This is a genomic window from Synechococcus sp. CCY 0621, assembly GCF_019038465.1.
Classification (GTDB): Bacteria; Cyanobacteriota; Cyanobacteriia; order PCC-6307; family Cyanobiaceae; genus Cyanobium.
This window is the reverse complement of sequence record NZ_JAFKRH010000038.1, coordinates 171,248-193,485: the sequence shown is the minus strand read 5'-3', so window position 1 is coordinate 193,485 and position 22,238 is coordinate 171,248. Positions and strand designations below refer to the sequence as shown.

At 68.3% G+C, this 22,238-nt stretch carries 26 protein-coding genes and 1 pseudogene; 8 read left to right on the top strand and 19 right to left on the bottom strand.

Annotated features, from left to right (window positions below):
- From KUG43_RS13195 to KUG43_RS13150, 10 genes and pseudogenes are all read right to left on the bottom strand, one after another.
- Nucleotides 1-372: pseudogene (locus tag KUG43_RS13195) on the bottom strand (hypothetical protein); the annotation flags it as partial.
- Between the two features lie 79 nt (nucleotides 373-451).
- Nucleotides 452-703, bottom strand: coding sequence for a carboxysome peptide B (locus KUG43_RS13190; protein ID WP_216909748.1), 252 nt, complete (start codon nucleotides 701-703; stop codon nucleotides 452-454).
- Complete coding sequence (gene csoS4, locus KUG43_RS13185) at nucleotides 703-1,005, bottom strand: alpha-carboxysome shell vertex protein CsoS4 (RefSeq protein WP_216909746.1); 303 nt, start codon at nucleotides 1,003-1,005, stop codon at nucleotides 703-705. Before csoS4 ends, KUG43_RS13190 begins: the two co-directional genes overlap by 1 nt.
- A 2-nt stretch (nucleotides 1,006-1,007) precedes the next feature.
- Nucleotides 1,008-2,543, bottom strand: a complete 1,536-nt coding sequence (locus KUG43_RS13180; RefSeq protein WP_216909744.1) for a carboxysome shell carbonic anhydrase — start codon at nucleotides 2,541-2,543, stop codon at nucleotides 1,008-1,010.
- A 6-nt stretch (nucleotides 2,544-2,549) separates the two neighbouring features.
- Nucleotides 2,550-4,961, bottom strand: coding sequence for an alpha-carboxysome scaffolding protein CsoS2 (gene csoS2 / locus KUG43_RS13175; protein WP_216909742.1), 2,412 nt, complete (start codon nucleotides 4,959-4,961; stop codon nucleotides 2,550-2,552).
- A gap of 72 nt (nucleotides 4,962-5,033) precedes the next feature.
- Nucleotides 5,034-5,375: a ribulose bisphosphate carboxylase small subunit gene (locus tag KUG43_RS13170; protein WP_094586905.1), complete on the bottom strand. Its 342-nt coding sequence runs from the start codon at nucleotides 5,373-5,375 to the stop codon at nucleotides 5,034-5,036.
- Nucleotides 5,376-5,475: 100 nt separating this feature from the next.
- Nucleotides 5,476-6,888 (bottom strand): form I ribulose bisphosphate carboxylase large subunit, encoded by a 1,413-nt coding sequence (locus tag KUG43_RS13165; protein WP_216909740.1) that lies wholly within the window; start codon nucleotides 6,886-6,888, stop codon nucleotides 5,476-5,478.
- Nucleotides 6,889-6,939: 51 nt separating this feature from the next.
- Complete coding sequence (gene csoS1, locus KUG43_RS13160) at nucleotides 6,940-7,251, bottom strand: alpha-carboxysome major shell protein CsoS1 (RefSeq protein WP_015107695.1); 312 nt, start codon at nucleotides 7,249-7,251, stop codon at nucleotides 6,940-6,942.
- A 201-nt stretch (nucleotides 7,252-7,452) separates the two neighbouring features.
- Nucleotides 7,453-7,734: a P-II family nitrogen regulator gene (locus KUG43_RS13155; RefSeq protein ID WP_216909738.1), complete on the bottom strand. Its 282-nt coding sequence runs from the start codon at nucleotides 7,732-7,734 to the stop codon at nucleotides 7,453-7,455.
- 46 nt (nucleotides 7,735-7,780) lie between these two features.
- Complete coding sequence (locus tag KUG43_RS13150) at nucleotides 7,781-8,815, bottom strand: sodium-dependent bicarbonate transport family permease (protein ID WP_216909736.1); 1,035 nt, start codon at nucleotides 8,813-8,815, stop codon at nucleotides 7,781-7,783.
- A 237-nt stretch (nucleotides 8,816-9,052) separates the two neighbouring features.
- Here KUG43_RS13150 and KUG43_RS13145 point away from each other — a divergent pair, with 237 nt between their 5' ends.
- On the top strand, nucleotides 9,053-9,649 hold the full coding sequence (locus tag KUG43_RS13145) for a non-canonical purine NTP pyrophosphatase (protein WP_286194753.1): 597 nt from the start codon (nucleotides 9,053-9,055) through the stop codon (nucleotides 9,647-9,649).
- 29 nt (nucleotides 9,650-9,678) lie between these two features.
- Here the strand turns inward: KUG43_RS13145 and KUG43_RS13140 are convergent, their stop codons facing one another.
- The 3 genes from KUG43_RS13140 to KUG43_RS13130 all read right to left on the bottom strand — a co-directional run bounded on the left by KUG43_RS13140 (nucleotide 9,679) and on the right by KUG43_RS13130 (nucleotide 12,152).
- Nucleotides 9,679-10,479 carry a BMC domain-containing protein gene (locus KUG43_RS13140; protein WP_216909734.1) on the bottom strand — a complete coding sequence of 267 codons (801 nt, stop codon included), beginning with the start codon at nucleotides 10,477-10,479 and terminating at the stop codon, nucleotides 9,679-9,681.
- Nucleotides 10,479-11,105, bottom strand: a complete 627-nt coding sequence (locus tag KUG43_RS13135; RefSeq protein ID WP_216909732.1) for a GGDEF domain-containing protein — start codon at nucleotides 11,103-11,105, stop codon at nucleotides 10,479-10,481. Before KUG43_RS13135 ends, KUG43_RS13140 begins: the two co-directional genes overlap by 1 nt.
- Nucleotides 11,106-11,609: 504 nt before the next feature.
- Nucleotides 11,610-12,152 carry an oxygen-binding di-iron domain-containing protein gene (locus KUG43_RS13130; RefSeq protein WP_216909730.1) on the bottom strand — a complete coding sequence of 181 codons (543 nt, stop codon included), beginning with the start codon at nucleotides 12,150-12,152 and terminating at the stop codon, nucleotides 11,610-11,612.
- Nucleotides 12,153-12,297: 145 nt separating this feature from the next.
- Here KUG43_RS13130 and KUG43_RS13125 point away from each other — a divergent pair, with 145 nt between their 5' ends.
- The 5 genes from KUG43_RS13125 (at nucleotide 12,298) to KUG43_RS13105 (ending at nucleotide 17,495) form a co-directional block, all read left to right on the top strand.
- Nucleotides 12,298-12,801, top strand: coding sequence for a DUF8679 domain-containing protein (locus KUG43_RS13125; protein ID WP_286194752.1), 504 nt, complete (start codon nucleotides 12,298-12,300; stop codon nucleotides 12,799-12,801).
- A gap of 103 nt (nucleotides 12,802-12,904) precedes the next feature.
- Nucleotides 12,905-14,173, top strand: a complete 1,269-nt coding sequence (locus KUG43_RS13120; RefSeq protein ID WP_216909776.1) for a ferredoxin:protochlorophyllide reductase (ATP-dependent) subunit N — start codon at nucleotides 12,905-12,907, stop codon at nucleotides 14,171-14,173.
- Nucleotides 14,174-14,180: 7 nt separating this feature from the next.
- The gene (locus tag KUG43_RS13115; protein ID WP_216909728.1) at nucleotides 14,181-15,836 is read left to right on the top strand and encodes a ferredoxin:protochlorophyllide reductase (ATP-dependent) subunit B; all 1,656 of its coding nucleotides are present in this window, start codon (nucleotides 14,181-14,183) and stop codon (nucleotides 15,834-15,836) included.
- A 116-nt stretch (nucleotides 15,837-15,952) separates the two neighbouring features.
- On the top strand, nucleotides 15,953-16,864 hold the full coding sequence (bchL, locus tag KUG43_RS13110; protein WP_216909726.1) for a ferredoxin:protochlorophyllide reductase (ATP-dependent) iron-sulfur ATP-binding protein: 912 nt from the start codon (nucleotides 15,953-15,955) through the stop codon (nucleotides 16,862-16,864).
- Between the two features lie 79 nt (nucleotides 16,865-16,943).
- Nucleotides 16,944-17,495 carry a manganese efflux pump MntP gene (locus tag KUG43_RS13105; protein ID WP_216909724.1) on the top strand — a complete coding sequence of 184 codons (552 nt, stop codon included), beginning with the start codon at nucleotides 16,944-16,946 and terminating at the stop codon, nucleotides 17,493-17,495.
- A 39-nt stretch (nucleotides 17,496-17,534) separates the two neighbouring features.
- On the opposite strand, the gene KUG43_RS13100 is transcribed toward KUG43_RS13105, so the two are convergent.
- The 4 genes from KUG43_RS13100 to KUG43_RS13085 all read right to left on the bottom strand — a co-directional run bounded on the left by KUG43_RS13100 (nucleotide 17,535) and on the right by KUG43_RS13085 (nucleotide 20,507).
- Nucleotides 17,535-18,419 (bottom strand): hypothetical protein, encoded by an 885-nt coding sequence (locus KUG43_RS13100; RefSeq protein WP_216909722.1) that lies wholly within the window; start codon nucleotides 18,417-18,419, stop codon nucleotides 17,535-17,537.
- Nucleotides 18,416-18,997, bottom strand: a complete 582-nt coding sequence (locus KUG43_RS13095; protein ID WP_286194751.1) for a hypothetical protein — start codon at nucleotides 18,995-18,997, stop codon at nucleotides 18,416-18,418. Before KUG43_RS13095 ends, KUG43_RS13100 begins: the two co-directional genes overlap by 4 nt.
- Nucleotides 18,998-19,095: 98 nt before the next feature.
- Nucleotides 19,096-20,100 carry a protochlorophyllide reductase gene (locus tag KUG43_RS13090; protein ID WP_216909720.1) on the bottom strand — a complete coding sequence of 335 codons (1,005 nt, stop codon included), beginning with the start codon at nucleotides 20,098-20,100 and terminating at the stop codon, nucleotides 19,096-19,098.
- Nucleotides 20,101-20,135: 35 nt separating this feature from the next.
- Entirely contained in the window at nucleotides 20,136-20,507 is a 372-nt protein-coding gene (locus KUG43_RS13085) for a hypothetical protein (RefSeq protein WP_216909718.1), read from the bottom strand.
- Here KUG43_RS13085 and KUG43_RS13080 point away from each other — a divergent pair.
- Nucleotides 20,506-20,706 (top strand): hypothetical protein, encoded by a 201-nt coding sequence (locus tag KUG43_RS13080; protein WP_216909716.1) that lies wholly within the window; start codon nucleotides 20,506-20,508, stop codon nucleotides 20,704-20,706. The genes KUG43_RS13085 and KUG43_RS13080 overlap by 2 nt on opposite strands.
- Before the next feature lie 69 nt (nucleotides 20,707-20,775).
- On the opposite strand, the gene psaM is transcribed toward KUG43_RS13080, so the two are convergent.
- Nucleotides 20,776-20,880 carry a photosystem I reaction center subunit XII gene (gene psaM / locus KUG43_RS13075; protein WP_035828799.1) on the bottom strand — a complete coding sequence of 35 codons (105 nt, stop codon included), beginning with the start codon at nucleotides 20,878-20,880 and terminating at the stop codon, nucleotides 20,776-20,778.
- A 91-nt stretch (nucleotides 20,881-20,971) separates the two neighbouring features.
- On the opposite strand from psaM, the gene KUG43_RS13070 reads away from it, so the two are divergent.
- Nucleotides 20,972-21,457: a CRR6 family NdhI maturation factor gene (locus KUG43_RS13070; protein ID WP_216909714.1), complete on the top strand. Its 486-nt coding sequence runs from the start codon at nucleotides 20,972-20,974 to the stop codon at nucleotides 21,455-21,457.
- Here the strand turns inward: KUG43_RS13070 and KUG43_RS13065 are convergent.
- A complete protein-coding gene (locus KUG43_RS13065) occupies nucleotides 21,418-22,227 on the bottom strand; it encodes a sulfite exporter TauE/SafE family protein (RefSeq protein WP_216909712.1) in 810 nt (269 codons plus the stop codon). The two genes, KUG43_RS13070 and KUG43_RS13065, sit on opposite strands and share 40 nt — an antisense overlap.
- Nucleotides 22,228-22,238 lie beyond the last annotated feature (11 nt).

The following is a 22,238-nucleotide window of genomic DNA, read 5'->3' as shown; positions in this document are numbered from 1 at the left end:
GTGTGTGGGGGGGGGGGGTGGGGGGGGGGGGGTGCCGGCGCCGCCGCTGCCGCGGCGGCTGGGGCTGGAGGCGCTGGAGCGGGCGGTGGTGGCGGGAGTTCGCCGCGGCTGGCGGGCCGGTGCGGTGGCGCGGGCCGCCCGGGGTGCCTTGGTGGCGGCCGCTGGCTTGGCACCCACCGGTTTGGCCACCGATTTGGCCGCCACCGCCGGTGGCAGGGCCGGTGGGGTGCCGCCCCCGGCTGGGGCTGCGGAGTTGCCAGCCACGGCCGCTGCAACCGCCGCGGGTGTCGCCGGTTTGGCGGCCGGCGCCGGGGTGGAAGGAACCGGCGTGGGGGTGGCGTCGGGACCGGTGCGGGGGGTGCGGCTGGCCATGGGACGGGCGCGGGGCGGAGGAACTGGAGTGGAGATGCTCGACAGGAGGCAGGCCGCCAGGGGCGGGACCCCCCGGCGCTTACCCGTCCGGCTCCCAGAAGTCAATGATGCCGCCGATGGTCAGGTCGGTGTGCGTCTCCGGGTTGCCGCAGGCGAAGCGGGCGGCCGAACCACTGGCGGTGAACACCCAGTTGCCGGGGGCGGCACCGACGGGATCCACCGCGACGCTGAGCTTGCCCTTGGGGCTGCGCAGCACCCGCAGATTCCAGTGCTCGAGGCCGGGAACCCGCTGGGAGCAGACCAGGGAACCGGTGACCTGCATGATCTCCATCAGGCGGCACCTGCCTGGGTGGCCGGGGTGCCGCTCGGGGGCGGGCTGGCCTTGCCGGCGTCGGGATCCCAGTGGTCGATGATCCCCACGATCGTGAGATCACTGGGATAGGACTTGCTGCCTGCCGCTTCCCGGGCCGCCGAGCTGCCCACGCAGATCACCCAGTCGCCGGGGATGCAGCCCACCGCGTCAACGGCCACCTTCTGGGTGCTGCCGTCCTGGACCACCTGCAGATGCTTGTGCTCGAAATCGGGGATGCGATTGGTCGAGACCAGGGGCTTGACCACTTTGCAGATCAACATGGTCAGTGCCCTCCTGCGGTGGTGAGGCTGATGGTGGAACCTACCGCCTCGGCGGGCGTGTGCCGTTCCTGGTCGCGCACGGTGAGCAGGGCATGCAGCAGGCCCTGGGCGAACAGATCCGGGTACCGGTTCTCGATCGCTTCCTGCACCCGCTGGGCATGGCGCACCGCCCTCTCCCGGGCACCGGGCACCTTGCCGTTGTAATCGAAGCGCACCACCACAGGCACCGGCAGGCCACGCGACACATTGAGGCCCTTGAAGATCTTCACCCCCACGTCCATGTCGGGGGCCCCCTCCTCAACGGTGTCCATGTAGGCGAAGTAGGTGAGGTTGCGCAGGTGGATCTCCTTGAAGCCGATCCCCACGCCGATGAAGCGCTCGGCATGGCCGGCATCGGCGTAGTGGCCGTGGTGGTACTGGCGCACGTAGTCGATCTGGGAGATGTTGTGCTCCAGCAGCCGGGCGATCAGGCGGACCATGCCGGGATCGGGCGTGCTGGCCGCCGCCGCCGTGGCCAGCTCAGCGATCCGGCGTCGGGCCTCCTCGGGCTGCAGGTGGCGCGTCGCCTCGTACACCGTGGTGGCATCCAGCCAGTGATCCAGCCGGGTGCTGCCATCCATCCCCGGCACGTGCACCCGGATGGCGTCGGTGTCGGTGTCGATACCCAGCAGCAGCAGGTCGACGGAGGCGCCGCAGCAGAAGCTGTTCTCCACCGCCTGCTGGAACTCCATCAGCCGCGCCCGGCCGCAGCTGGCGGCCATGGCGTCGTCACTGCCGTGGGCGGCGCAGCCCTCGTGGGAGGGGTCACGGGAACTGAAGTGGTAGAGCACCACCTTGAGGTAACGGGTGTCGTCGTGGGCGGGGTTGGGAACGCCCTCCCGGTAGCGGCGGTGTTCGGTCTTGACCCAGCGGTTGACCGTGTTCTCCACATCGAACAGGGCACCGGCATGGGGCCGGCGGCGCACCGAGCTGAAGGGCAGCCGCAGGGCGAAGGCGATGGCATGGGCCAGGCGTCCATCGGCGCAGGGGGTGGCATCCAGCAGGTGGAAACCGCAGGAGAGCAGAAAGGCGTTGAATTCGTCCGCCGCCGGGCTGCCGGGCTGGCCGTGCAGGGGATCGTCGCGGAAGAAGCCGTCGCTGGTCTGTTCGTAGGTTTCGAAGACGCACCAGGCGAACAGGCTGCGCATGTCGAGCTGGCTGACCCAGGCCTTCTCCAGGATCGGCAGAGGCAGGCAGAATCCGAGCTCGGCCTGGGCCAGGGCCTGGGCGCGCTCCACGAAGTCATCGTCGTGCTGCAGGGCCGACAGGCGCTTGAGCACGGGCACGATCCGATCGAAGGCGTCCTTGACGCCGCGGTCGTAGCTCTCGAGGGCGGCGTTGGCGGCGCTGTCCGTCAGTGGATGCAGGCCTGCGGCCCCCTGTCCGAGCCGGACGGCCGCCAGGCGCCGGGGGAGATCGGCGCCACCGGGAGCATCAGGCCGGCGCCGGGGGGCGCTGGGAGCAAGGGGACGGATGGTGGGGGCCGGGCGGCGGGGCATCAGGGATCAGCCCCGGGCTCCGCCGGAGACCGTGATCAGGGAACCGGAGTTGGTGCTGCCGCTGGATCCGGTGATCTTGTTGGTGGGCTCGGGCAGGTCCTCGTTGCGCTTGCTCTGGAAGCTGGGCATGGCCGCCATCGCACCGACCCTGCTGGGGTTGCGGCGGCGTGCCGAGGCCCCCTCGGTTCCGGTCACGTGCTTGCCCCGTCCCCAGTCATCACCGGTGATGTTCAGGCCGGCGGAGAGACCCTCACCGGTGACCCGGGAGGTGGGACGGGCATCTTCGTCCACGCTCACCGGGGCGGCCGCTTGGCGCTGCCGGACCGGCGCCGGCCCGCGCCGGTCGAAGCGGAACTGTTCGGTGCCGGTCACCTTGTCGGCGGCCATGTCGAAGGGGCCGGTGATGCGGTTGCCCTGCTCGTAGCTGTTGCCGGTGACGCCACCGGGGCGCTGGCGTGAGCTCTGGGCGGTGTGGGCGGCCCGTGCCGGCGACTGGACGCTGAACTGCTGCCAGGGTTGCCCGGTGAGGGGCTGGGGGAAGTCGGCGTCGTGGCTGGTGGCGGCGCCGCAGGCCTCTGTCAGTTGGTCGCCACCGATGTAGGGGGTGCCGGTGATGTCTTCGCAGGCGCCGCGCTCGGCGCCGGTCATGACACCGCCGATGCCGGGCTGGAGGCCGGTCATCACGGTGCCCATGCGGGCGGGGGTGCGCTGGCGGATCTCGGCCACCCGGTCGGAGGAGCACCAGGTGCCGGCCTGCTCCATGCCGGCGTAGGGGGTGCCGGTGACGGCCTTGCAGGTGCCGGGCTCATCGCCGGTGACCTTCTCGGAACGGCCGGTGCGGGTGCCGCTCACCACCAACGCCTTGTTGGTGACGCTGAAGCCCACCTTGGCGGCTTCCGGCGCCGGTTTCACACCGCAGAACTGTTCGAACTGCTGGGTGCCGATGTATTCGTCGCCGGTCACCAGGCGGCAGGAGCCCGGCTCGTCGCCGGTCACGTGCTCGCTGCGGCCCACGTGGGTGCCGGTGATGCCGGTGCCGCGCAGGGTGTGCAGGCTGCTCACCTTGGCGGGGGCACGGCCTGGCACCTGGGCCTGGTCGTCCATGTACTGGGTGCCGGTGAGCTGGCGATTGGAGCCAGGTTCGTTGCCGGTGACTTTTTCGGAGCGCTCCACGCTTACCCCGGAGACCGGCCGGCCCTCGGTGGTGCGGGTGAAGGCCACCTTGCGGGGGGAGGGGTTGGTGGTGCCGCACCAGGCGGCGCTCTGGTTGGCGGAGATGTACTCGGTGCCAGTGACGTTTTTGCAGGTGCCGGGCTCGTCGCCGGTGACCTTCTCGGAGCGACCCACTTCGTTGCCCGTGACCCGGTTGCCGTGGCTGGTGGCGCTCACCCGCACCTTGGCAGGCTGCAGGGGGGTGGGATCGCTCTGGCAGAAGGTGCGGAAGATCTCGGCGCCCAGGTACTCGGTCCCGGTGACCGGCCTGCAGGTGCTGGCCTCGTTGCCGGTGGTCTTGAGCGAACGGTTCGCCTGGGTGCCGGTGACCACCTGGCCCCGGACCGTTTCACTCACGCCCACCTTCCAGTGGGCATCGGCGGCGGCATCGATCTTGGCCTGGCCGCGTCGGGGGCCGGTGGGACGGGAGCCACCGCTGCGGGAGCTGCCCGCGGAGCCCACCTTGCACTTCAGTTCGCGCACCTTCTGGGCCAGCTCGCGGCTGCTCATGTCGGGGTTCGCCTGGCGTGCCACCGAAGCGGCCACGGCACTGGTGGGGGCGCTGGCGGATTTGCCCCGTTTGGAAAGGGCCTCGCGCCTGGCCATGACGATGGCCCGGCTGGGGTTGTGCTGGGCGGTGCGCTTGGCGACGCCGCGGCGCTCACCGTTGCGGGATTGGCGGTTGGCCAGGGAGGCCCCGAGGCCGGAGGACGCGCTGGTGCCGGCGGCAGAAGCCGCCTTGGCGTCCTTGCAGCCACAGGGGCGGTCGCTGCTGGCGGCCGCGACGGGGGTGGCCGCGGCGACGCTCGCCTTGGTGGCGCGCATCACCTCCTGACGGGTGCGGTCACTGGACGTATCGGCGCGTTTGCCGCGGCGGGAGAGGGCTTCGCGGCGCTCCAGCACCAGGTTCCGGCTGGGGTTCGCCAACGGCTTGGCGTTGCTGCGATGGCCGGAGACGCTGGAGGCGGTCAGGGAGGAAGCACCACCACGACGGGGGGTGGCGGCGGGGCGTTGGGCCGCCGGGGCCGGGGCCGGGGCCGCTGCGGCAGGCGCGGCACTCACCGCTTCGGTGCGGCTGCGCTGGGCGTCGGCGGCCGTGCGCACCCTGCCCGGGGAGGACATGAACTGGCTGGAGGCCTTCTTGCCGCCGTTGGTGAGGGCCTTACGGCGCTCCAGAGCTGCTTCCCGACTGGTGGTCCTGGCCATGTCCGCCCCGTGAATGGATGATCAAAAGTGATGGATCCCGACCGCCGGCCGGGATCCGCTGGAACCGCTGGATCAGCGGCCTTCGAACACAACGAAGCAGGCGCCTTGACTCTGGGTGTAGGCGTCGTAGCCGACGAGGCGCACGTGATGGTCCGGATAGGCCCGGTGGCAGGACTCCAGTTCGTTCACGATCACCCCGAGATCCTTCTCACCGAAGAAGGGCAGCTTCCAGAACGACCAGTAGGTGGCCATGGAGCGGCTGGGGTGGACGTGCTCGACCAGGGGGCTCCAGCCCTGGGCAATGATGTAAGCGATCTGGTCATAGATCTCGTCCTGGGTCATCGGCGGGAGGAAGCCGAAGGTCTCCAGGGTGGCGACTGTTTGGTAGTCACCCACGGTGCTCTTGAAGGGCATGGGGATCCTTGAGGGGAATGGGATAAGGAGCCCAGCTCCGCTGACCTCCGGAGGGTGCTCCTTCGGTCAGCGGTGGCAAGGCAGGGGGCCGGGTGTCGGTTCAGCCGACGTCGAGCTTGTCGACGGTGTCGAACTCGAACTTGATTTCCTTCCAGGTCTCGAGGGCGATGGCCAGCTCGGGGCTGTGCTTGGCGGCTTCCATGAGGATGTCGCGGCCTTCCTTCTCGATCTCGCGGCCGGCGTTGCGGGCCTTGACGCAGGCTTCCAGGGCCACCCGGTTGGCGGCGGCGCCGGCGGCCGAGCCCCAGGGGTGACCGTGGGTGCCACCACCGAACTGGAGAACGGAGTCGTCACCGAAGATGGCAACCAGGGCGGGCATGTGCCACACGTGGATGCCGCCGGAGGCCACGGCGAAGACGCCGGGCATCGAACCCCAGTCCTGATCGAAGAAGTTGCCGCGGGTGCGGTCTTCGGGGATGAAGGATTCGCGCAGCTGGTCGATGAAGCCCAGGGTGGTCTGACGGTCACCCTCGAGCTTGCCCACCACGGTGCCGGTGTGCAGCTGGTCGCCACCGGAGAGGCGCAGGCACTTGGCCAGCACCCGGAAGTGGATGCCGTGCTTGGGATGGCGGTCGATCACCGCGTGCATGGCGCGGTGAATGTGCAGCAGCATGCCGTTCTTGCGGCACCACTTCGACAGACCGGTGTTGGCCGTGAAGCCACCGGTGATGTAGTCGTGCATGATGATCGGCTGCCCGAGTTCCTTGGCGAACTCAGCCCGCTCGTACATCTCCTCAGGAGTGGCGGCGGTGCAGTTGAGGTAATGCCCCTTCTTCTCGCCGGTTTCTTCCTGGGCGAGCTGGACGGCTTCGGCCACGAACTCGAAACGGTTCTGCCAGCGCTGGAAGGGCTGGGAGTTGATGTTCTCGTCGTCCTTGGTGAAGTCGAGGCCACCGCGGAGGCATTCGTAGACCACCCGGCCGTAGTTCTTGCCGGAGAGGCCGAGCTTCGGCTTGATGGTGCAACCCAGCAGGGGACGGCCGTACTTGTTCATCCGGTCGCGTTCGACGCAGATGCCGTTCGGCGGGCCGGGGCAGGTCTTGATGAAGGCCATCGGGAAGCGGATGTCTTCCAGACGCAGGTGACGCAGGGCCTTGAAGCCGAACACGTTGCCCACCAGGGAGGTGAGCACGTTGGTCACCGAGCCTTCCTCGAACAGGTCGAGGGGGTAGGCGATGAAGGCATAGAACGACTCCTTGTCACCAGGGACGTCTTCGATGCGGTAGCAGCGGCCCTTGTAGAAGTCGAGATCGGTGAGGAGCTCGGACCACACAGTGGACCAGGTGCCGGTGGAGGACTCGGCGGCCACGGCGGCAGCCACTTCTTCCTTGGGCACACCTTCCTGGCCGGTGCACTTGAAGCAGGCCAGCAGGTCGGTGTCGAGGGGGACGTAATCGGGAGTCCAGTAAGTGTCGCGGTACTCCTTGACCCCGGCGTCGTACTTCTTGCTCATGGGATTGTTCGGATGGGTTCGGATGAAAAATCAGAGGGTCGCCTTGACCGCTCAGTCCTTCGATCCCAGGCCGAAGCTGCTGTTCAGCGCCGGCTCCACTTCACGGTGGGGACGGGCGATGATGTGGGCGGCCACCAGGCCATCACCCACCCGCTCGCAGGCGTCGGCGCCGGCGCGAACGGCGGCGTTGACGGCACCGGTTTCACCCCGCACCAGGACGGTGACGTAGCCGCCGCCGACGAATTCGCGACCAATGAGACGCACTTCGGCGGCTTTGGTCATGGCGTCAGCCGCTTCGATGGCGGGGACCAGACCGCGTGTCTCGATCATGCCGAGGGCGATGCCCATGGTTTCGTTTGCCATTACCTGCTCCTGGAGGAGGGGGGTGGAATGTTCGTGTGCAACCTTGCTCCTCCGTCAAACCCTCCGTCAAGCGATTGGCGGCCCGGCGGCCATCAAGGTTTTGCGATCGGCTGATAAGAGCAGCTGATCAGTGCAACACAAAAAGCAAGCTTTGCTTGATCGCTGCTTCCGGCGCGGTCGCTGCGGGGCCGCCAGCCCGGTTCAGAGGGGCTCGGCGCTGGAGACGAAGCCCACGCCGCCATAGCGCTTCAGCAGGGGCTTCAGGGCTTTGCTCACGGCCGCCAGCACGGTGTCCTCGACGAACACGATCACATGGGCATTGGCCCCCAGCCCGCTGAAATCCATCCCTTCGGAGATCTCCCCGGACGGCCCCATGCCCGTGACGTGCCGCATCACCGAATAGCCCTTGGCCCCGGCTGCGGTGATGGCCTTGCAGACCCGGTTCAACTCCCGTTCGCTGAGAAACAGATCGATGCGTTTCATGGTGTCGGGGCGACGGTTTGGCGAGGGGATGATGTGGGGCCTGGGCTCAGCCGACGGGGATGACGTATCGGGTCAGCGCCATGTACAGAGGAATTCCGATCACCACATTGAAGGGGAAGGTGAGGCCCAGGGCCGTGGAGATGTACAGGCTCGGGTTGGCCTGCGGAACGGTCATGCGCATCGCCGCCGGCACGGCGATGTAGGAGGCGCTGGCGCAGAGCACCATGAACAGCAGGGTGTTGCCCTGGCTCAGGCCCAGCAGGGCACTGACCAGCAGTCCCACCAGGGCGTGCACGGGGGGGGCCAGCAGGGAGAAGCCGATCAGGAAGGCCCCCGTCTGGCGCAGGTCCCGTAGCCGCTGCGCCGCCACGATGCCCATGTCGAGCAGGAAGAAACAGAGGGCTCCGTAGAACAGTTTTTCGGTGAAGGGATCCATCTTCTCCAGCCCCGCCGGGCTGAAGGCGGCCACCACATAGCCGATCACCAGACTGCCGATCAACAGGTACACCGAACCGTTGAGAAAGGCCTCCTGGAGCACTTCCCGCCAGCGCAGACTCCCCCCGCCATTCTCCAGATCCGAGCCGTTCTCCTGGTCCCCGGCGGACTCCCGATCCTCGGCCGGGGCCGAGAGCTTGGCCAGGATCACCCCCACCACGATCGCCGGCGATTCCATCAGGGCCAGGGCCGCCACCATGAAGCCGTCGAAGTTCACCTCCAGCACATTGAGGAAGCTCTCGGCCGTGATGAAGGTCACGGCGCTGATCGAGCCATAGGAGGCGGCGATGGCCGCGGCGTTGTAGCCATCCAGGCGCAGCCGCAAGAGCAGGAAGCTCGTCAGGGGCACCAGCAATGACATCACCACCGCCGCACCAATCGTCAGCAGCACCTGGGGACCGAGGCCGCTGTGGGCCAGCTCCATTCCCCCCTTGAAGCCGATGGCCAGCAGCAGGTAAAGGGAGAAGAGCTTCGGCAGCGGGGAGGGGATCTCCAGGTCGGAGCCCACCAGCACCCCGAGGATGCCCAGAAAGAAGAACAGCACCGGCGCTGAGAGCAGGTTCTGTAGGACCAGGCTCGACTGCATCGCCCTCCGGCGCCCAAAGGGTGCTGGCAACCTAAGGGCGAATCTGTCCGTCGCCCGTCACCGGTCGCGCAATGTTGACCGCTCGATTCGTCCGATCGGCGGCGAATTCCCTATCGTCCGCCCCGGGGCAGGAACCCTGGAGTTTTCCGGGGGTGGAATGTTCAACCCGTCCTGCCCCACCCCTTCAGCGCCCGCCACACCTCTCTGCACCACAATGGGGCCCCCCGTGGGCCCGGCTTGACCCTCTCCCCTTCCCGCCCGGTGCTGGTGATCGCCAGCGGCAACCCTCACAAGGTGGCCGAGATCTCGGCGATGCTCGAGGCGGCTGGTCTGGAGGTGCGACAGCAGCCCAAGGGCCTGGAGATCGAGGAGACGGGCCACACCTATGCGGAGAACGCGCGGCTGAAGGCCTCCACCGTGGCCTCTCTCACCGGTTGCTGGTCGCTGGCCGATGATTCGGGACTGGAGGTGGACGCCCTCGATGGCCGCCCGGGTCTGCATTCGGCCCGATATGCCCCCACCGACCACGAGCGGATCCACCGGCTGCTGCACGAGCTCGGCGATTCCCTCTACCGCGGCGGCACCTTCGTGAGCGCGATGGCCCTCGCCGACCCCACCGGTGAGGTGGTGCTGGAGTCGGAAGGGCTCTGCCGGGGGCTGATCCTGCGGGAAGCTTCGGGCCATGGCGGCGGCTACGACCCGATCTTCCATGTGCGCGAAGCCGGTTGCAGCTATGCCGCCATGGGGGAGCACCTCAAGAGCCGGCTGGGCAGCCGCGGCAAAGCAGCCCGGGCGATGGCTCCGGGTCTGAAACGTCTGCTGGGCCTGGGCTGAGCCGTTCAGCCGCCCCGGTCCGGCCGTGATCAGGCGCCGGCGCCGGCGTTGATCTGGGCCACGGCGCGCATCGCAGCGGCGGCGGCCTCCTCCACATCGCCCTCCTTGCCCGCCAGGGTGAGGCGGCCGAAGGCGCCGACGGCCTTGACGTCGACCACGGTGATGTTGGAGCCCTTCTCCGCCTCATTGGCGGCTATCAGCACGTAACCGGCTGGCTCGGTCTCGAGGATGAACATGCTCATGCCGGCCTGGATCATCGAGCCGCGGCGGTTCTGGCGGTTGATCAGCACGGCATGGTCGGGCGTGATCGCCCGGATGATCTCGGTCCAGGTGACCTCACAGCGGCTGCGCAGTTCCACCCGGCTGCCGATGGCCTCCAGCACCACGTCACCGGAGTGGAGCACATTGCTCTGGTCGCGGTGGTAGAGGGCCAGGGAGCCGAAGGCACGCTCCACCACCATCTGGCCGAGCCGCACCGTGCTGGCCTTCAGGGCGATGTCGGTCACCCGGTGCACCGCCATCCCGGGCGACACCTCCAGCCACAGGCAGGCATCGCCGGGAATCGGCAGGAAGCCATGGGACACCGTGCCCATGTAGGACGCCAACTGGGGCTGGAGCGAATCCAGGAAGACGTAGGTGCGCAGTTCGATCGACTGCACGTGGCTGGATTGGCGCGCCAGACGCCGGCCTTCGCTGTCGGTGGTGATCACGCAGCTGGCTCCGGAGGCCTCGCCGCTCACATCGGTGCCGGTGATGCGCAGGTTCGCGGCCCGTCTCCTGGCGTCCGACCGGTCGTCGCGAAGGAAGGAACGGGCAGCCTGCGAATCCATCACGGCGCCAGGCGCCTACTCCCGGAAAGGACGGTCGTCTCGATCACCGGGGGTGGAAGCACCGGGATCCCTGGTGGCCACCATTGGCTCTCCAGGATTGGAGGGTACTCCCCGCCGGGGGCGGCTCCGGCTTGGCGGTGGCTCAGGGAGAGGCCATCGGCGGCGCACACCCGGTCGCGGCCCGCTCCCTTGGCCGCATAGAGGGCCTGATCGGCGAGATCCATCACCTCGGAGAACTCGGAGCTGAGCTGGACCGATTGGGTGCTCACCCCCAGGCTGACCGTGAGGCGGCGATCGGGGGCCACGCCCTCAAGATCGCGTTGCCGCACAGAGAGCCGGATCCGTTCAGCCACCAGAAGGGCGGTGGCCTGGTCGGCCTCCGGCAGCAGCACCAGGAACTCCTTGCCGCCGAGGCGGAAGCTCTGGTCCTGCTCCCGCACCGACGCCCTCAGGACCCGGGACAATTGCATGAGAATTTGGTCGCCGGCATCGTGGCCGAACGAGTCGTTGACCTGCTTGAAATGATCGAGGTCCAGCTCGATCAGCGAAGAAGCCGATGGCAGTTTCGCCTCGGCCAGTGCGCGCCGGTTGCCGAGACCCGTGAGCGGATCGCTCAGGGCCGCCACGTTGCGGGCGGGCCACCTCCAGGGTCTTGCCCTGATCCTCCAGCAGATGGTCCATCCATGGGCGCATCGACTCGGCGAACTCCCGCAGCATCCGCTCCATATCCGGATCGAACTGGTGCTGCACTCCCTCACCTTTCAGGGCCAGCACCATGGCGGGATAGCCGAGAAGGCAGATGTGGTGCCAGCCGTCGATGGGCATGTTCACGGACAACTCGCACTCCCCGGGTTGACCGGAGGATTCGAGGATGGTGCCCATGGCCCGAACCATGCTGAGGGGACTGCTCTGATGCATGAGGGCATCACTTAGGCGCCGCCGCGCTTCGGCGATGCGCAGCAGCCGTTTCAGATCCATGTCCGCGTCGGCGAGGCAATACACCCCGCAGTCCATGGCTCCGAGGGCGCGGAACACCTCATCGACGATGGAGGCCGCGACGATGTGACCGTGCTGGGGGGCAATGCGCTCGATCCGGGGCCAGCGGCAGCGGATGCGGGCCAGGCCGGCACTCAGCTGAAGGTGTCAAAAGACACCATGGCCCCCGGGACGTGCAGATAAGGCGTCAGCTGGAATTCCAGCCGCCGATCCCCCTGCACGGGCAGGCACCAGTTGTGCTGCTCCACCAGATAGGTGGAGAAACGGTGGCCGTAATGGCGGATCAGGGCGTTGGCACGCCACTCGGTCACCACGTGCACGTCAGGGTGTACCAGGACGCCGCCCAGCCGCGGCAGGGCGGCGCAGATGTCCGGGTCGGAGTGATGGCAGATCAGCCAAGGGGGCGCGCCGAGATCGGTGCTGGTGCGCTGCTTGGCCAGGGTGCCTTCGATGGTGAGCGGCGAGGCTGGATCGATCAGGACGCCGTCGGATCCGTTGGCAATGAAATAGGTGTGGCATTGAAAATGGTCCTTCACCAGCCGCACCCCCACCCACCAGACAACGGGGCGATCTCTATGGGTTTCTCCTGGGAAGCCGGCGCGTCGAACCGTGGGTGCGAGGAGAAATGTTCGCAGGGCCGATGGAGTGAACGGTCCATGCAGACGGGGCGGAGACATGTCTTGGGGGCACCGAAATGTCCAGGCGTAGAGAGCGAATTGAAACCCCTTGTTCAATCTGCTTCAGAGGGGCTTCAGAGCCCAGAGACCCTTGCGAGACCGATGGCAACCGATACCTTCCGGTACAACCTTCACAGGCGCGACCATGACCACCCGGCGCACCGCTTCCGCCCCGTCTTCCACCAGTGAATCCCCTGCCGTCGGGGTCGCTGGCGAGACACATCCCCTGCGGCCCTCCCTGGACCAGGACACCGTGTCGGAATGGATCACCCGTGCGTTGGATGAGGGGGTGCGGCCGGAGCAGGCCCTCGCCTTCATCGGTCTGGGTCTGATGCGTCGCATGGGCAGCGTCGGCGCCGACGGTTTCGGCGACTGGAAGGAGTCCGGCGAAGCGGATCATCCGGTCGATCTGGCCAGCCTGCGCCAGCGGCTCGAGATCACCGACCTGGCCATCCGCACCGGCGCCCCCCTGACCACCGCCGAGGTGGCCCAGCTGATGGGGGCCCGCCCGGGTTCAGCGGTGGTGGAGCGGGGTGGGCTGAGGGCCCGGCGCCTGGGGCGCAACGTCTGGAAACTCAGCCGCAGCGCCGATGGTGATCGCGAGGATCGCAGCGCCGGCTTCAGCGAAGGGTTCCGCCGCCGCCTCTGAGCGCTGGAATCCGCACACGATCCCGAAAAGATGTAACGCAGTCGGCCGCAGACCACGTCTGCCCCGCTAACCCATGGAAGCTCGATACCTGGCGATCCCCTCCATGGGTGTGTCCGCTCCACCGATTCAGCCATCGCCCCCGGACATTCTCAAGGAGAGCGGCCAGCGGGAAGTGTTCTGTGGCCTCACCTCCATCGTCTGGCTGCACCGCCGCATGCCCGACGCCTTCTTCCTGGTGGTGGGTTCGCGCACCTGCGCCCACCTGATCCAGTCGGCGGCGGGGGTGATGATCTTCGCCGAACCCCGCTTCGGCACGGCGATCCTCGGCGAACGGGACCTGGCGGGCCTGGCCGATGCCAACGAGGAGCTCGACCGCCTGGTGAAGGACCTGCTGGAGCGTCGGCCCGAAATCCGCACCCTCTTCCTGGTGGGTTCCTGCCCCAGCGAGGTGATCAAGCTCGACCTGGCCAAGGCGGCGGAGCGGCTCAACACCCAGCTCCTCGGACGGGTGCGGGTGCTGAACTACTCCGGCAGCGGCATCGAGACCACCTTCACCCAGGGGGAGGACAACGCCCTGCTGGCCATGCTGCCCCTGCTGCCCTCCTCCGATGAGGAGCAGCTGCTGATCGTGGGAACCCTGGCCGATGCGGTGGAGGATCGCTTCCGGCTCATCTTCGAGCGGCTGGGCATCACCACGGTGCGCAGCCTGCCGCCGCGCCGCTCCACCGACCTGCCCCCCGTGGGCAAGGGGACACGGGTGCTGCTCGCCCAGCCCTTCCTCAGCGCCACCGCCCGGGCCCTGCAGCACCGGGGCGCCACCCTGCTGAGCGCCCCCTATCCCTTCGGCGTGGAGGGCAGCCGCGACTGGATGGCCGCCGCCGCCCATGCCTTCGGCGTTCCCACCGACCGCTTCAACGCCGTGCTCGACCCCCTGGTGGAGCGGGGGCGCCGCGCCCTGGAGCCCCACCGGGAGGTGCTCGCCGGCAAGCGGCTGTTCCTGCTGCCCGACTCCCAGATGGAGATCCCCCTGGCCCGCTTCCTGAGCCGGGAATGCGGCATGGAGCTGGTGGAGGTGGGCACCCCCTACCTCGACCGCCAGCTGATGGCCGCCGACCTGGCCCTGCTCCCCCCCGACACCCAGCTCAGCGAGGGCCAGGACGTGGACCTGCAGCTGGAGCGGGTGCGGGCCGCCCGCCCCGACCTGGTGCTCTGCGGCCTGGGGCTGGCCAATCCCCTCGAGGCCGAGGGCATCGCCACCAAGTGGTCGATCGAACTGGTGTTCAGTCCGATCCACGGCTGCGACCAGGCCGGTGAACTGGCCGAACTCTTTGCCCGCCCCCTGCGGCGCCGGGCCCTGCTGCAGCTCTCCTGAGACCCCCATGGAACTGACCCTCTGGACCTACGAAGGCCCCCCCCACGTGGGTGCCATGCGCATCGCCACCTCCATGGAGGGGGTGCACTACGTGCTCCATGCCCCCCAGGGCGACACCTACGCCGACCTGCTGTTCACGATGATCGAGCGGCGGGGACTGCGGCCCCCCGTCACCTACACCACCTTCCAGGCCAGGGACCTGGGCGGTGACACCGCCGAGCTGGTGCAGCGCTCGATCCGCCAGGCCGTCGAGCGCTTCCAGCCCGAAGCGCTGCTGGTGGGGGAAAGCTGCACCGCCGAACTGATCCAGGACCAGCCCGGCGCCCTGGCCGCCGGCATGAACCTGGGGGTGCCGATGGTGAACCTGGAGCTGCCCGCCTACTCCAAGAAGGAGAACTGGGGGGCGGCCGAGACCTTCTACCAACTGGTGCGCACCCTGCTCAAACCCCAGCTGCCGGCGCCGGGCACCCCCAAGCCCTCCCCGTCCCGTTGGCGCGAGGAGGGCCGCCGGCCCCGGGTCAACCTGCTGGGCCCCAGCCTGCTGGGCTTCCGCTGCCGCGACGACGTGCTGGAGATCACCCGGCTGCTGGCCGAGCACGGCATCGATGTGGCGGTGGTGGCGCCCCTGGGGGCCCGGCCCGCCGACCTGGAGCGCATCCCCACGGCCGATGCCAACGTCTGCCTCTACCCGGAAGTGGCCGGCCCGGTGTGCAGCTGGCTGGAGCGCAGCTTCGGCACCTCGGTGGTGCGCACGGTGCCGATCGGCATCGGCGCCACCGCCACCTTCCTGCGGGAGCTGCACGGCGTGCTCGATCTTGAGCTTCCGGCCGATCTGCAGACCGTGGAGGGGCAACCCAGCGAGGCCGAGCGCCGCTCCCGGCTGCCCTGGTATTCCCGGTCGGTGGATTCCACCTACCTCACCGGCAAGCGTGTGTTCATCTTCGCCGATGCCACCCACGCCATCGCCGCCGCCCGGATCGCCTCAAGGGAACTGGGCTTCCAGGTGGTGGGCCTGGGCAGCTACAGCCGCGAGCAGGCCCGGGAGGTGCGGGCCGCGGCCGCCGAGCTGGGCCTGGAGGCCCTGATCACCGACGACTACCTGGTGGTGGAGAAGGCGATGGGCGAGGCGGCGGCGGAACTGGTGCTCGGCACCCAGATGGAGCGCCACAGCGCCAAGCGTCTGGGGCTGCCCTGTGCCGTGATCAGCGCCCCCCTGCACGTCCAGGACGTGCCGGCCCGCTACTCCCCCCAGATGGGCTGGGAGGGGGCCAACGTGATCTTCGACTCCTGGGTGCACCCGTTGATGATGGGCCTGGAGGAGCACCTGATCGGCATGTTCCGCCACGACTTCGAATTCGTCGACGGCCACCGCAGCCATCTGGGTGACGGCGCCCCGACGGCGGCGGGGACGGGTGAGCCCGAGGCGGCTGCGGCCCCTGTCGCCGCCCCTGTCCCGGCTCCCGGCACCACCACGGCCGCCGACGCTGTGCGCGAGGCGCTCGAAAGCCTCTGGACGGCCGACGGGGAGGCGGAACTCGCCAAGATTCCCTTCTTCGTGCGGGGCAAGGTGCGCAAGAACACCGAAGCCTTCGCCCGCGAACGGGGCCTGGCGCGCATTGATGCCGAAGCCCTCTACGACGCCAAGGCCCACTTCAGCCGATGAGGGCCTCTCTGGCGATGTTTCGGTTTGCGTGATCCCCCGACAGCCGGGATCCGATCTGAGCAGGCTGTTTCCTTACGAGTGATCCGCCGGTGCGCCGGCTTCCCCTTGTTCTTCCTATGACCACCACACTCACGTCTCCCTCAAGCACCACCGCCAACCCTCGCGAAGATGGCGAGGGCAGCCTGCAGGTGCATCAGGACGCGTCGATGAACATCGAGGAGGGGGCGCTGGTGATCGCCGTCTACGGCAAGGGCGGCATCGGCAAGTCCACCACCTCCTCGAATCTGTCCGCCGCCTTCTCCAAGCTGGGTAAGCGGGTGCTGCAGATCGGTTGCGACCCCAAGCACGATTCCACCTTCACCCTCACCAAGAAGATGGTGCCGACGGTGATCGACATCCTCGAGACCGTCGACTTCCACACCGAGGAGCTGCGGCCCGAGGACTTTGTTTTTGAGGGCTACAACGGTGTGATGTGTGTGGAGTCCGGTGGTCCCCCGGCCGGCACCGGCTGCGGTGGCTACGTGACCGGCCAGACGGTCAAGCTGCTCAAGGAGCACCACCTGCTTGAGGACACCGACGTGGTGATCTTCGATGTGCTCGGTGACGTGGTCTGCGGCGGCTTCGCAGCGCCCCTCCAGCACGCCCACTACTGCCTGATCGTGACCGCCAACGATTTCGATTCGATTTTTGCCATGAATCGGATCATGCAGGCGATCAATGCCAAGGCCAAGAATTACAAGGTGCGCCTGGGCGGGGTGATTGCCAACCGCTCGGAGCAGACCGATGAGATTGACAAGTTCAACGAGCGCACCGGCTTGCGCACCATGGCCCACTTCAAGACCGTCGATGCGATTCGCAAATCAAGGCTCAAGAAGTGCACCATCTTCGAGATGGAGAGCACACCGGAAGTGGAGGCCGTGCAGCAGGAATACCTGAGCCTGGCCCGCAAGATGCTCACCGACGTGGAACCGCTGGAGGCCGAATCGCTCAAGGATCGGGAGATCTTCGACCTGCTCGGGTTTGATTGAGCCTGTGTGGCCCGTTGCTGATCCAGCCAGGTTCGCTCTGCTGGGGGACGGCTAGGGTCAGGCCCTATGCCGCCGAAGAATGATCCTGGAGCTGCTGCTGTTCACGGCAGTGCTGAGTGTGGATTCCTTCTCGGCGGCCATCGCCCTGGGGTTCCGGCACTTCTCCTGGCGGCGGGCCTTGTTCTTTGCCCTCTGTTCTGGCCTGTCGGAGGGGCTGGCCACGGCGATCGGTTTTCTGCTCGGCCGCATCGCCCGCAAGCTGATCATGGATGTCGACCACTGGGTGGCCTTCGCCCTGCTGGTGGCCGTGGGGGCGCACATGTGCTGGGCGGCCTACCGGGAAGAACACGACGAAGGCGGACAGGCGCAGGAGGTGAAAGTGCACGGACCCCTGCGCATTCTGTTCGTCTCCGCCATCACCAGCATTGATTCCCTGGGTGTTGGTGTCTCTCTGGGCATTGTCAACAAGCCCATTGGCCTCTACTCCACGGCCATCGGTGTGGGGGCCTTCGTTTCCACCTACCTGGGCCTGTTCCTGGCCCGCAGACTCTCCGGTCAGCTGGGCAGCAAGGTGGAAATGCTGGCTGGTCTGGTGCTGATGGCGTTGGGGGTCAAGATGCTGTCGATCTAGGTGGTGCGGGCCTGGGGCAGCGCACCACTCGTGCGTCCCTCAGATTTCCGCTGCGGCCCGTTCCACCAGCCGGCGGGCCACCGCCTGCACGCCCGTGTGCTGGTAGGTGTCGGTGAAGGCATCAAGGAAGGTGGCCATCTGCTGGAAGCCCCCCTGCCAGGGGCCCAGGGTGGTCTCCAGGGCCTGCACGGCCTTCTGGCCGGTGAGACCCAGTTGGCTGCTGAATCCGCCGGCCCAGCCCAGCCACTGGTCCACGCCCCGGCGCAGGAAGGTCAGGTGGGCCCCATCGCCCCGTCCCGGCAGCAACTTGGCCATCCCGGCGTAGGCGGGCAGCTGGTGCAGGTCCCGCTTGTCGACGCCCCCCAGCAGGCTGTTCAGTCGCTGCAGGGCCTGATCGCCCAGGGGCAGGAGGGCATCGAAGCAGATCAGGGCGGCCATCCTCACCCGGGCTTCGCCGGCGTACTCGCTTAACGAGGCGACGAAGTCGCCGAAACTGTCACCGGGCAGTCCGTTCACCTGGGTGAAGGCCAGCATCTCGGCGGCCACCTTCAGGCTCAGATCCGCCGCCTGCAGGGTCTCGCTGGTGGGGGTGAGATCGGCGACCCGTTTCACCAGCGGCAGGGCGCCACCGATGTTGGCCAGCAGCCGCAGTCCACCGGCAGCCTTCTGCGACCGGTTGACGGCGTCGTACAGGCTCAGGGCACGGCCATAGCCCTCGTGGCGGGCCCGGCTCAAGGCGTCGGCCCGGGCGCGCACCTGGCGGATCAGCTCCGGATCGCTGCTGCCCAGCACGTCGCTGATCAGATCGTCGGCGCTGGTGATGTTGTGCCAGCCGCCGGGCACGAGCGTGCTGAGGCCCTTGATGGCGAGCACCGTCAGGTTGCGGCGGGGCAGGCGATCGAGGCGCTCGAGAACGGAGCTCATGACACGGGCTCCATGGCCGCCCGTCGCTCAAGGCTCTGGCGTCCGGCGCTGTCTGGGCCGCTGGGCAGGCTCGCCCGGGGGGCGCTGGCCGACTTCAGAGCCGCCAGGCCCCGGAGGTTGAACCGGCCGATCAGGTCCTGACGCTGCTCGGCCTCCAGCCCATCGCCCTGGCCGATCACCTTGATCTGGAAGCGGTCGGCCACCAGCAGGGCGGTTGCCTGGGGACCCTGCTCCACCAGCGGCCAGCCCTGCAGCCGGCTCTGGCTGGTCTCGAACTTGCGGCGTGCCTCCGGTGCGGTGGTGACATCGGAGATGGCCAGCAGGGCCTTCACCTGGCCGCCATGCTTGAGCCGGGCCTCACTGAAGCCACGCTTCTCCTGGGTGAACACGAGCTGGTCGCCGTCGTCGGGCTTGGGAAACAGACGATTGAACGCCGTGCCGTTCACCACCTGGCTCAGCGGCACGTCCCCCACTGTTCCGCCGGGCAACCAGGAGCGGAACGGCAGGAGCAGGAACGCACCGATCGACAGGCTGACGACCAGCAGCAGTCCCACTCCCCAGCGCAGCGTGCGGGCCATCGACTCCGAGGTGGTACTGAATGACATCTAGCGGCTCCAGCTCGGCCTGCGTCTGAATCGGCAGATTCCGACGCAATGTCTCCGTCCCGGCGGTCGCCTCAGGCGAGGCCCACGAGCTGCAGGGACAGGTCCCACATCCGTTGGGCGGTGACCGGGTTGCTCGCCTTCTCCGAGAGCTCCTGGCTGAACTGCTTGCCCCCCTTCGTCTGGCGATTCCCCCAGCTCCAGTGCACGCCGGAGCTGGCGAACTCCGGATCCGCCACCACCTGCGCCACCCGCTCCCCCGCCAGCGCCTGGCTCACGTAGCCGCCGGTGATGTTCTTCTGGAACCAGGGAAAGATGGTCTGGAAGGCCCGCGGGGTGTGCCGGAACAGGGGGGTGTCGGCCACGCAGCCGGGGTAGAGGGAGGTGAACACGATCCCGGTGCTGACATGCAGGCGCCGGTGCAGTTCCTGGGTGGTGATCATGTTGCAGAGCTTGCTGTCCTTGTAGGCCTTGCCGGGCTTGAAGCTCTTGCCGTTGGCCATGGCGATCGGGGCCTTGAAGCCGGCGGCGAAGCCGGAGAGATCGCCCAGGTCGGCGGGAGCGGGGATGGGGATCTTGCCCCCCAGCTCCTTGGAGTTGGCGGTGACGGTGCCCAGGATCACGAGGCGCCGCGAGGGGTGGCTGGAGCGCTTGAGGTCGTCGAGCAGCAGGTGGATCAGCAGGAAATGGCCGAAGTGATTGGTGGCCATGGAGATCTCGTAGCCCTGGGGAGAGCGTTCCGGATGCTTCAGCCGCGGCAGGTAGACCGCCGCGTTGCAGACCAGGGCATCGAGGGGGCGGCCGGTGGCATGGAAGGCGTCGACGAGGCCGCGCACACCATCGAGGTCGGCCAGATCCACCTTCAGGTGGGTCACCGCGTCATCGGCAATGGCCAGCGCGGCCTGGGCCCGGCGGGCCTTGTCGGTGTCCCTGCAGGCCATCACCACGTGCCAGCCGCGATCCACCAGGGCCTTGGCGGCGAAAAGACCGACACCGGAGGAGGCGCCGGTGATCAGGGCCGTCCCGGGAACGCCGCTGCGGGCGGGAGAGAGGGCGGGGTCACCGGAGAGGGTCACCATGGCGGGGATGGTCCGGGGGCGAAGGGGGCCCCAACCTACGGACGGGCGCCCTGGTTTCCGGAACCGGAGGCGGGGGAGTCAACAGTTGGAAACGGACGCTTCGACTGCCAGATCACCCGCAGTCGGTTCGGGGCGATCCACTGGCTCTGTTCCCGGATCAGGCGCTGCTCGCCTTCCACCATGAACAGGTCATCGAAACGTTCCCTGGCCTTGACCAGCTTGGCGTTCTCGATCTCCAGAACGGCCGAGATCTCCCCCTGGCTCTCCATGCGCTGCTGGTAGGCGCCGGCGAGTTGGAACAGGCTCACGCCGGTGAGGCCGATGAGCCCCAGCTTCACCGCCAGCCCGATCAGGCTGCAGACCAGCTCCTGCCGCTCGGCGGACAGGGAGAGCAGCTGGCTTTCCATGCCACACCCCCCAGCTTCGGCGGGGGAATGGGGCGACGGTACCGAGGAAACGGCGCTCGTAGGTGGACGCCAGGGGAGCGGGGCGACCGGGCCTTCCGGTGCCGCACGCAGGGCCGAGGGGCGGCGCGAGCGGCCGGTGGAACGGCTGGCAGCGGAAGACTGGCGCCGGGAGGGTTGGGGCTGGGTCTGGCGCACCTGAGGAAAGGCTGCGAGCCCTTTGCTTGTAGCAGCCTGTACGCCCCTTGCCAAGGGCGCAGCCCCTGCAGCTTCAGGCTTTGTAGAGGCTGAAGCAGAGACGCACGGCCAGCACGCCGGCATGGGCCGCCACGACGAGGGCAATCAGCACTTCGGCCTGGTTGATCGGGGTGACCATATCCGTGACGGTGGATCGAGTTTGACCGACCCATTCTTCGGCCATCGCGAGCTACGGTCCAGCCTGAGGCCCTGCCCTGTCACAGCTCTTGATGGCGCCCCCACCCTGCTTCGAGCCCCTGAAGGTGTCCGCCGACCAGGTGCGCGGGCTCGATCTCTCTCCCCTGGCGGGCCTGGCGTCGCTGGCACCGGCCGCGCTGCTCACCGCCGCCAGCGGACTGCAGATCGATTTCGCCTGGCCCCGGGACGCAGAAGACCCACGCGAACTCTCGGAGATCGCCGAACTGCGGCTGTGGAGTCTGCGGGCCGATGCTCTCCATCCCTGGCTGCCCCTGGTCCTGGAGCGCAGCAGCGGTCAGCTCACCCGCCATGTGGCGATGCTGCTGCCCCATGGTTTCAGCCCCACCGAGGGGATCCGCTTCGCCCCCGAGAGTCTGGAGCTCTGGATCACCCAGCGCCTGTTCCTCCTCGACCACTGGGCGGCCGCAGGAGGCATCGAGTGCCGCGCCAACCTGGGCCAGATGGCCGCTGTGCTCGGCTACGAGCTCGACCCCGGTTTCTGGAGTGTGATCCCCTGAGCCTCAAACCACAGGCCCACGGCGCGGCGGCCACTGTCCACGGCCAGCACCAGGGTGATGGCCCGCAGCATCCATACCAGTCGCTCCTCCCGGACCCGTTCGAGTCGGCTGGCCGACCACTGGGCCGCCACGGCCGCGGTGCCCCCCAGCACCAGAGCCACCAGGGGATTCGCCCGGCCGTCGGCCAGAAAGGCCAGCGAGGCGCTGCAGGAGGAGGCCAGCACTGCGACGGTGCTATACCGGATGGCCCCGTGCACGGGCATGCCCAGCCCCGCCACCATCACCGGCACCATCACCAGGCCGCCGCCCACCCCCAGCAGGCCGGCCGCCACCCCCGCCAGGGCCCCCACCAGGGCCAGGGCCAGGGGGCGTGGCTCCTGCTCGCGTGCCGGGGCCAGTTGGCTGCGGGGTTTGACCAGTCCCGTGAGCAGGGCATAGAGCGCCGCCTGCAGGCTCAGCAGCTGCCAGCCGGCGAGGCCCTGGCCCAGGTGGCTGAACAGCCCTGCGCTGAGGGCGGCCCCGCCAGCGATCGCCACCCCCCCGGGCCAGGTGAGCTTTCCGCTGCGTACATGGGCGACCGTGCCCCCGAGGGTGGTGGGCACGATCGCCAGGGTGCTGGTGGCCAGGGCCTGGTGGGGCGTCAGGCCCAGCAGCAAGAGCAGGGGGGAGAAGATCAGTCCACCGCCGATGCCCAGCAACCCGGAGAGGAGGCCCGCCACCAGCCCCAGGGGCAGCAGGGGCAGCAGACTCCAGATCAGCGACGTGGCCATGGGCTGGGCGG

Excerpts from the sequence above, each read along its gene's own strand:
- KUG43_RS13165 (WP_216909740.1), bottom strand. The coding sequence starts at position 6,888 with ATGAGCAAGAAGTACGACGCCGGGGTCAAGGAGTACCGCGACACTTAC.
- csoS2 (WP_216909742.1), bottom strand. The coding sequence starts at position 4,961 with ATGGCCAGGACCACCAGTCGGGAAGCAGCTCTGGAGCGCCGTAAGGCC.
- KUG43_RS13090 (WP_216909720.1), bottom strand. The coding sequence starts at position 20,100 with ATGGTGACCCTCTCCGGTGACCCCGCCCTCTCTCCCGCCCGCAGCGGC.
- KUG43_RS13150 (WP_216909736.1), bottom strand. The coding sequence starts at position 8,815 with ATGCAGTCGAGCCTGGTCCTACAGAACCTGCTCTCAGCGCCGGTGCTG.
- KUG43_RS13115 (WP_216909728.1), top strand. The coding sequence starts at position 14,181 with ATGGAACTGACCCTCTGGACCTACGAAGGCCCCCCCCACGTGGGTGCC.
- KUG43_RS13190 (WP_216909748.1), bottom strand. The coding sequence starts at position 703 with ATGGAGATCATGCAGGTCACCGGTTCCCTGGTCTGCTCCCAGCGGGTT.
- csoS4 (WP_216909746.1), bottom strand. The coding sequence starts at position 1,005 with ATGTTGATCTGCAAAGTGGTCAAGCCCCTGGTCTCGACCAATCGCATC.
- KUG43_RS13130 (WP_216909730.1), bottom strand. The coding sequence starts at position 12,152 with ATGTCTCCGCCCCGTCTGCATGGACCGTTCACTCCATCGGCCCTGCGA.
- KUG43_RS13170 (WP_094586905.1), bottom strand. The coding sequence starts at position 5,375 with ATGCCCTTCAAGAGCACCGTGGGTGACTACCAAACAGTCGCCACCCTG.
- csoS1 (WP_015107695.1), bottom strand. The coding sequence starts at position 7,251 with ATGGCAAACGAAACCATGGGCATCGCCCTCGGCATGATCGAGACACGC.
- KUG43_RS13105 (WP_216909724.1), top strand. The coding sequence starts at position 16,944 with ATGATCCTGGAGCTGCTGCTGTTCACGGCAGTGCTGAGTGTGGATTCC.
- KUG43_RS13120 (WP_216909776.1), top strand. The coding sequence starts at position 12,905 with ATGGGTGTGTCCGCTCCACCGATTCAGCCATCGCCCCCGGACATTCTC.
- KUG43_RS13095 (WP_286194751.1), bottom strand. The coding sequence starts at position 18,997 with ATGGCCCGCACGCTGCGCTGGGGAGTGGGACTGCTGCTGGTCGTCAGC.
- KUG43_RS13065 (WP_216909712.1), bottom strand. The coding sequence starts at position 22,227 with ATGGCCACGTCGCTGATCTGGAGTCTGCTGCCCCTGCTGCCCCTGGGG.
- KUG43_RS13080 (WP_216909716.1), top strand. The coding sequence starts at position 20,506 with ATGCCACACCCCCCAGCTTCGGCGGGGGAATGGGGCGACGGTACCGAG.
- KUG43_RS13070 (WP_216909714.1), top strand. The coding sequence starts at position 20,972 with ATGGCGCCCCCACCCTGCTTCGAGCCCCTGAAGGTGTCCGCCGACCAG.
- KUG43_RS13155 (WP_216909738.1), bottom strand. The coding sequence starts at position 7,734 with ATGAAACGCATCGATCTGTTTCTCAGCGAACGGGAGTTGAACCGGGTC.
- psaM (WP_035828799.1), bottom strand. The coding sequence starts at position 20,880 with ATGGTCACCCCGATCAACCAGGCCGAAGTGCTGATTGCCCTCGTCGTG.
- KUG43_RS13180 (WP_216909744.1), bottom strand. The coding sequence starts at position 2,543 with ATGCCCCGCCGCCCGGCCCCCACCATCCGTCCCCTTGCTCCCAGCGCC.
- KUG43_RS13140 (WP_216909734.1), bottom strand. The coding sequence starts at position 10,479 with ATGGATTCGCAGGCTGCCCGTTCCTTCCTTCGCGACGACCGGTCGGAC.
- KUG43_RS13125 (WP_286194752.1), top strand. The coding sequence starts at position 12,298 with ATGACCACCCGGCGCACCGCTTCCGCCCCGTCTTCCACCAGTGAATCC.
- bchL (WP_216909726.1), top strand. The coding sequence starts at position 15,953 with ATGACCACCACACTCACGTCTCCCTCAAGCACCACCGCCAACCCTCGC.
- KUG43_RS13100 (WP_216909722.1), bottom strand. The coding sequence starts at position 18,419 with ATGAGCTCCGTTCTCGAGCGCCTCGATCGCCTGCCCCGCCGCAACCTG.
- KUG43_RS13085 (WP_216909718.1), bottom strand. The coding sequence starts at position 20,507 with ATGGAAAGCCAGCTGCTCTCCCTGTCCGCCGAGCGGCAGGAGCTGGTC.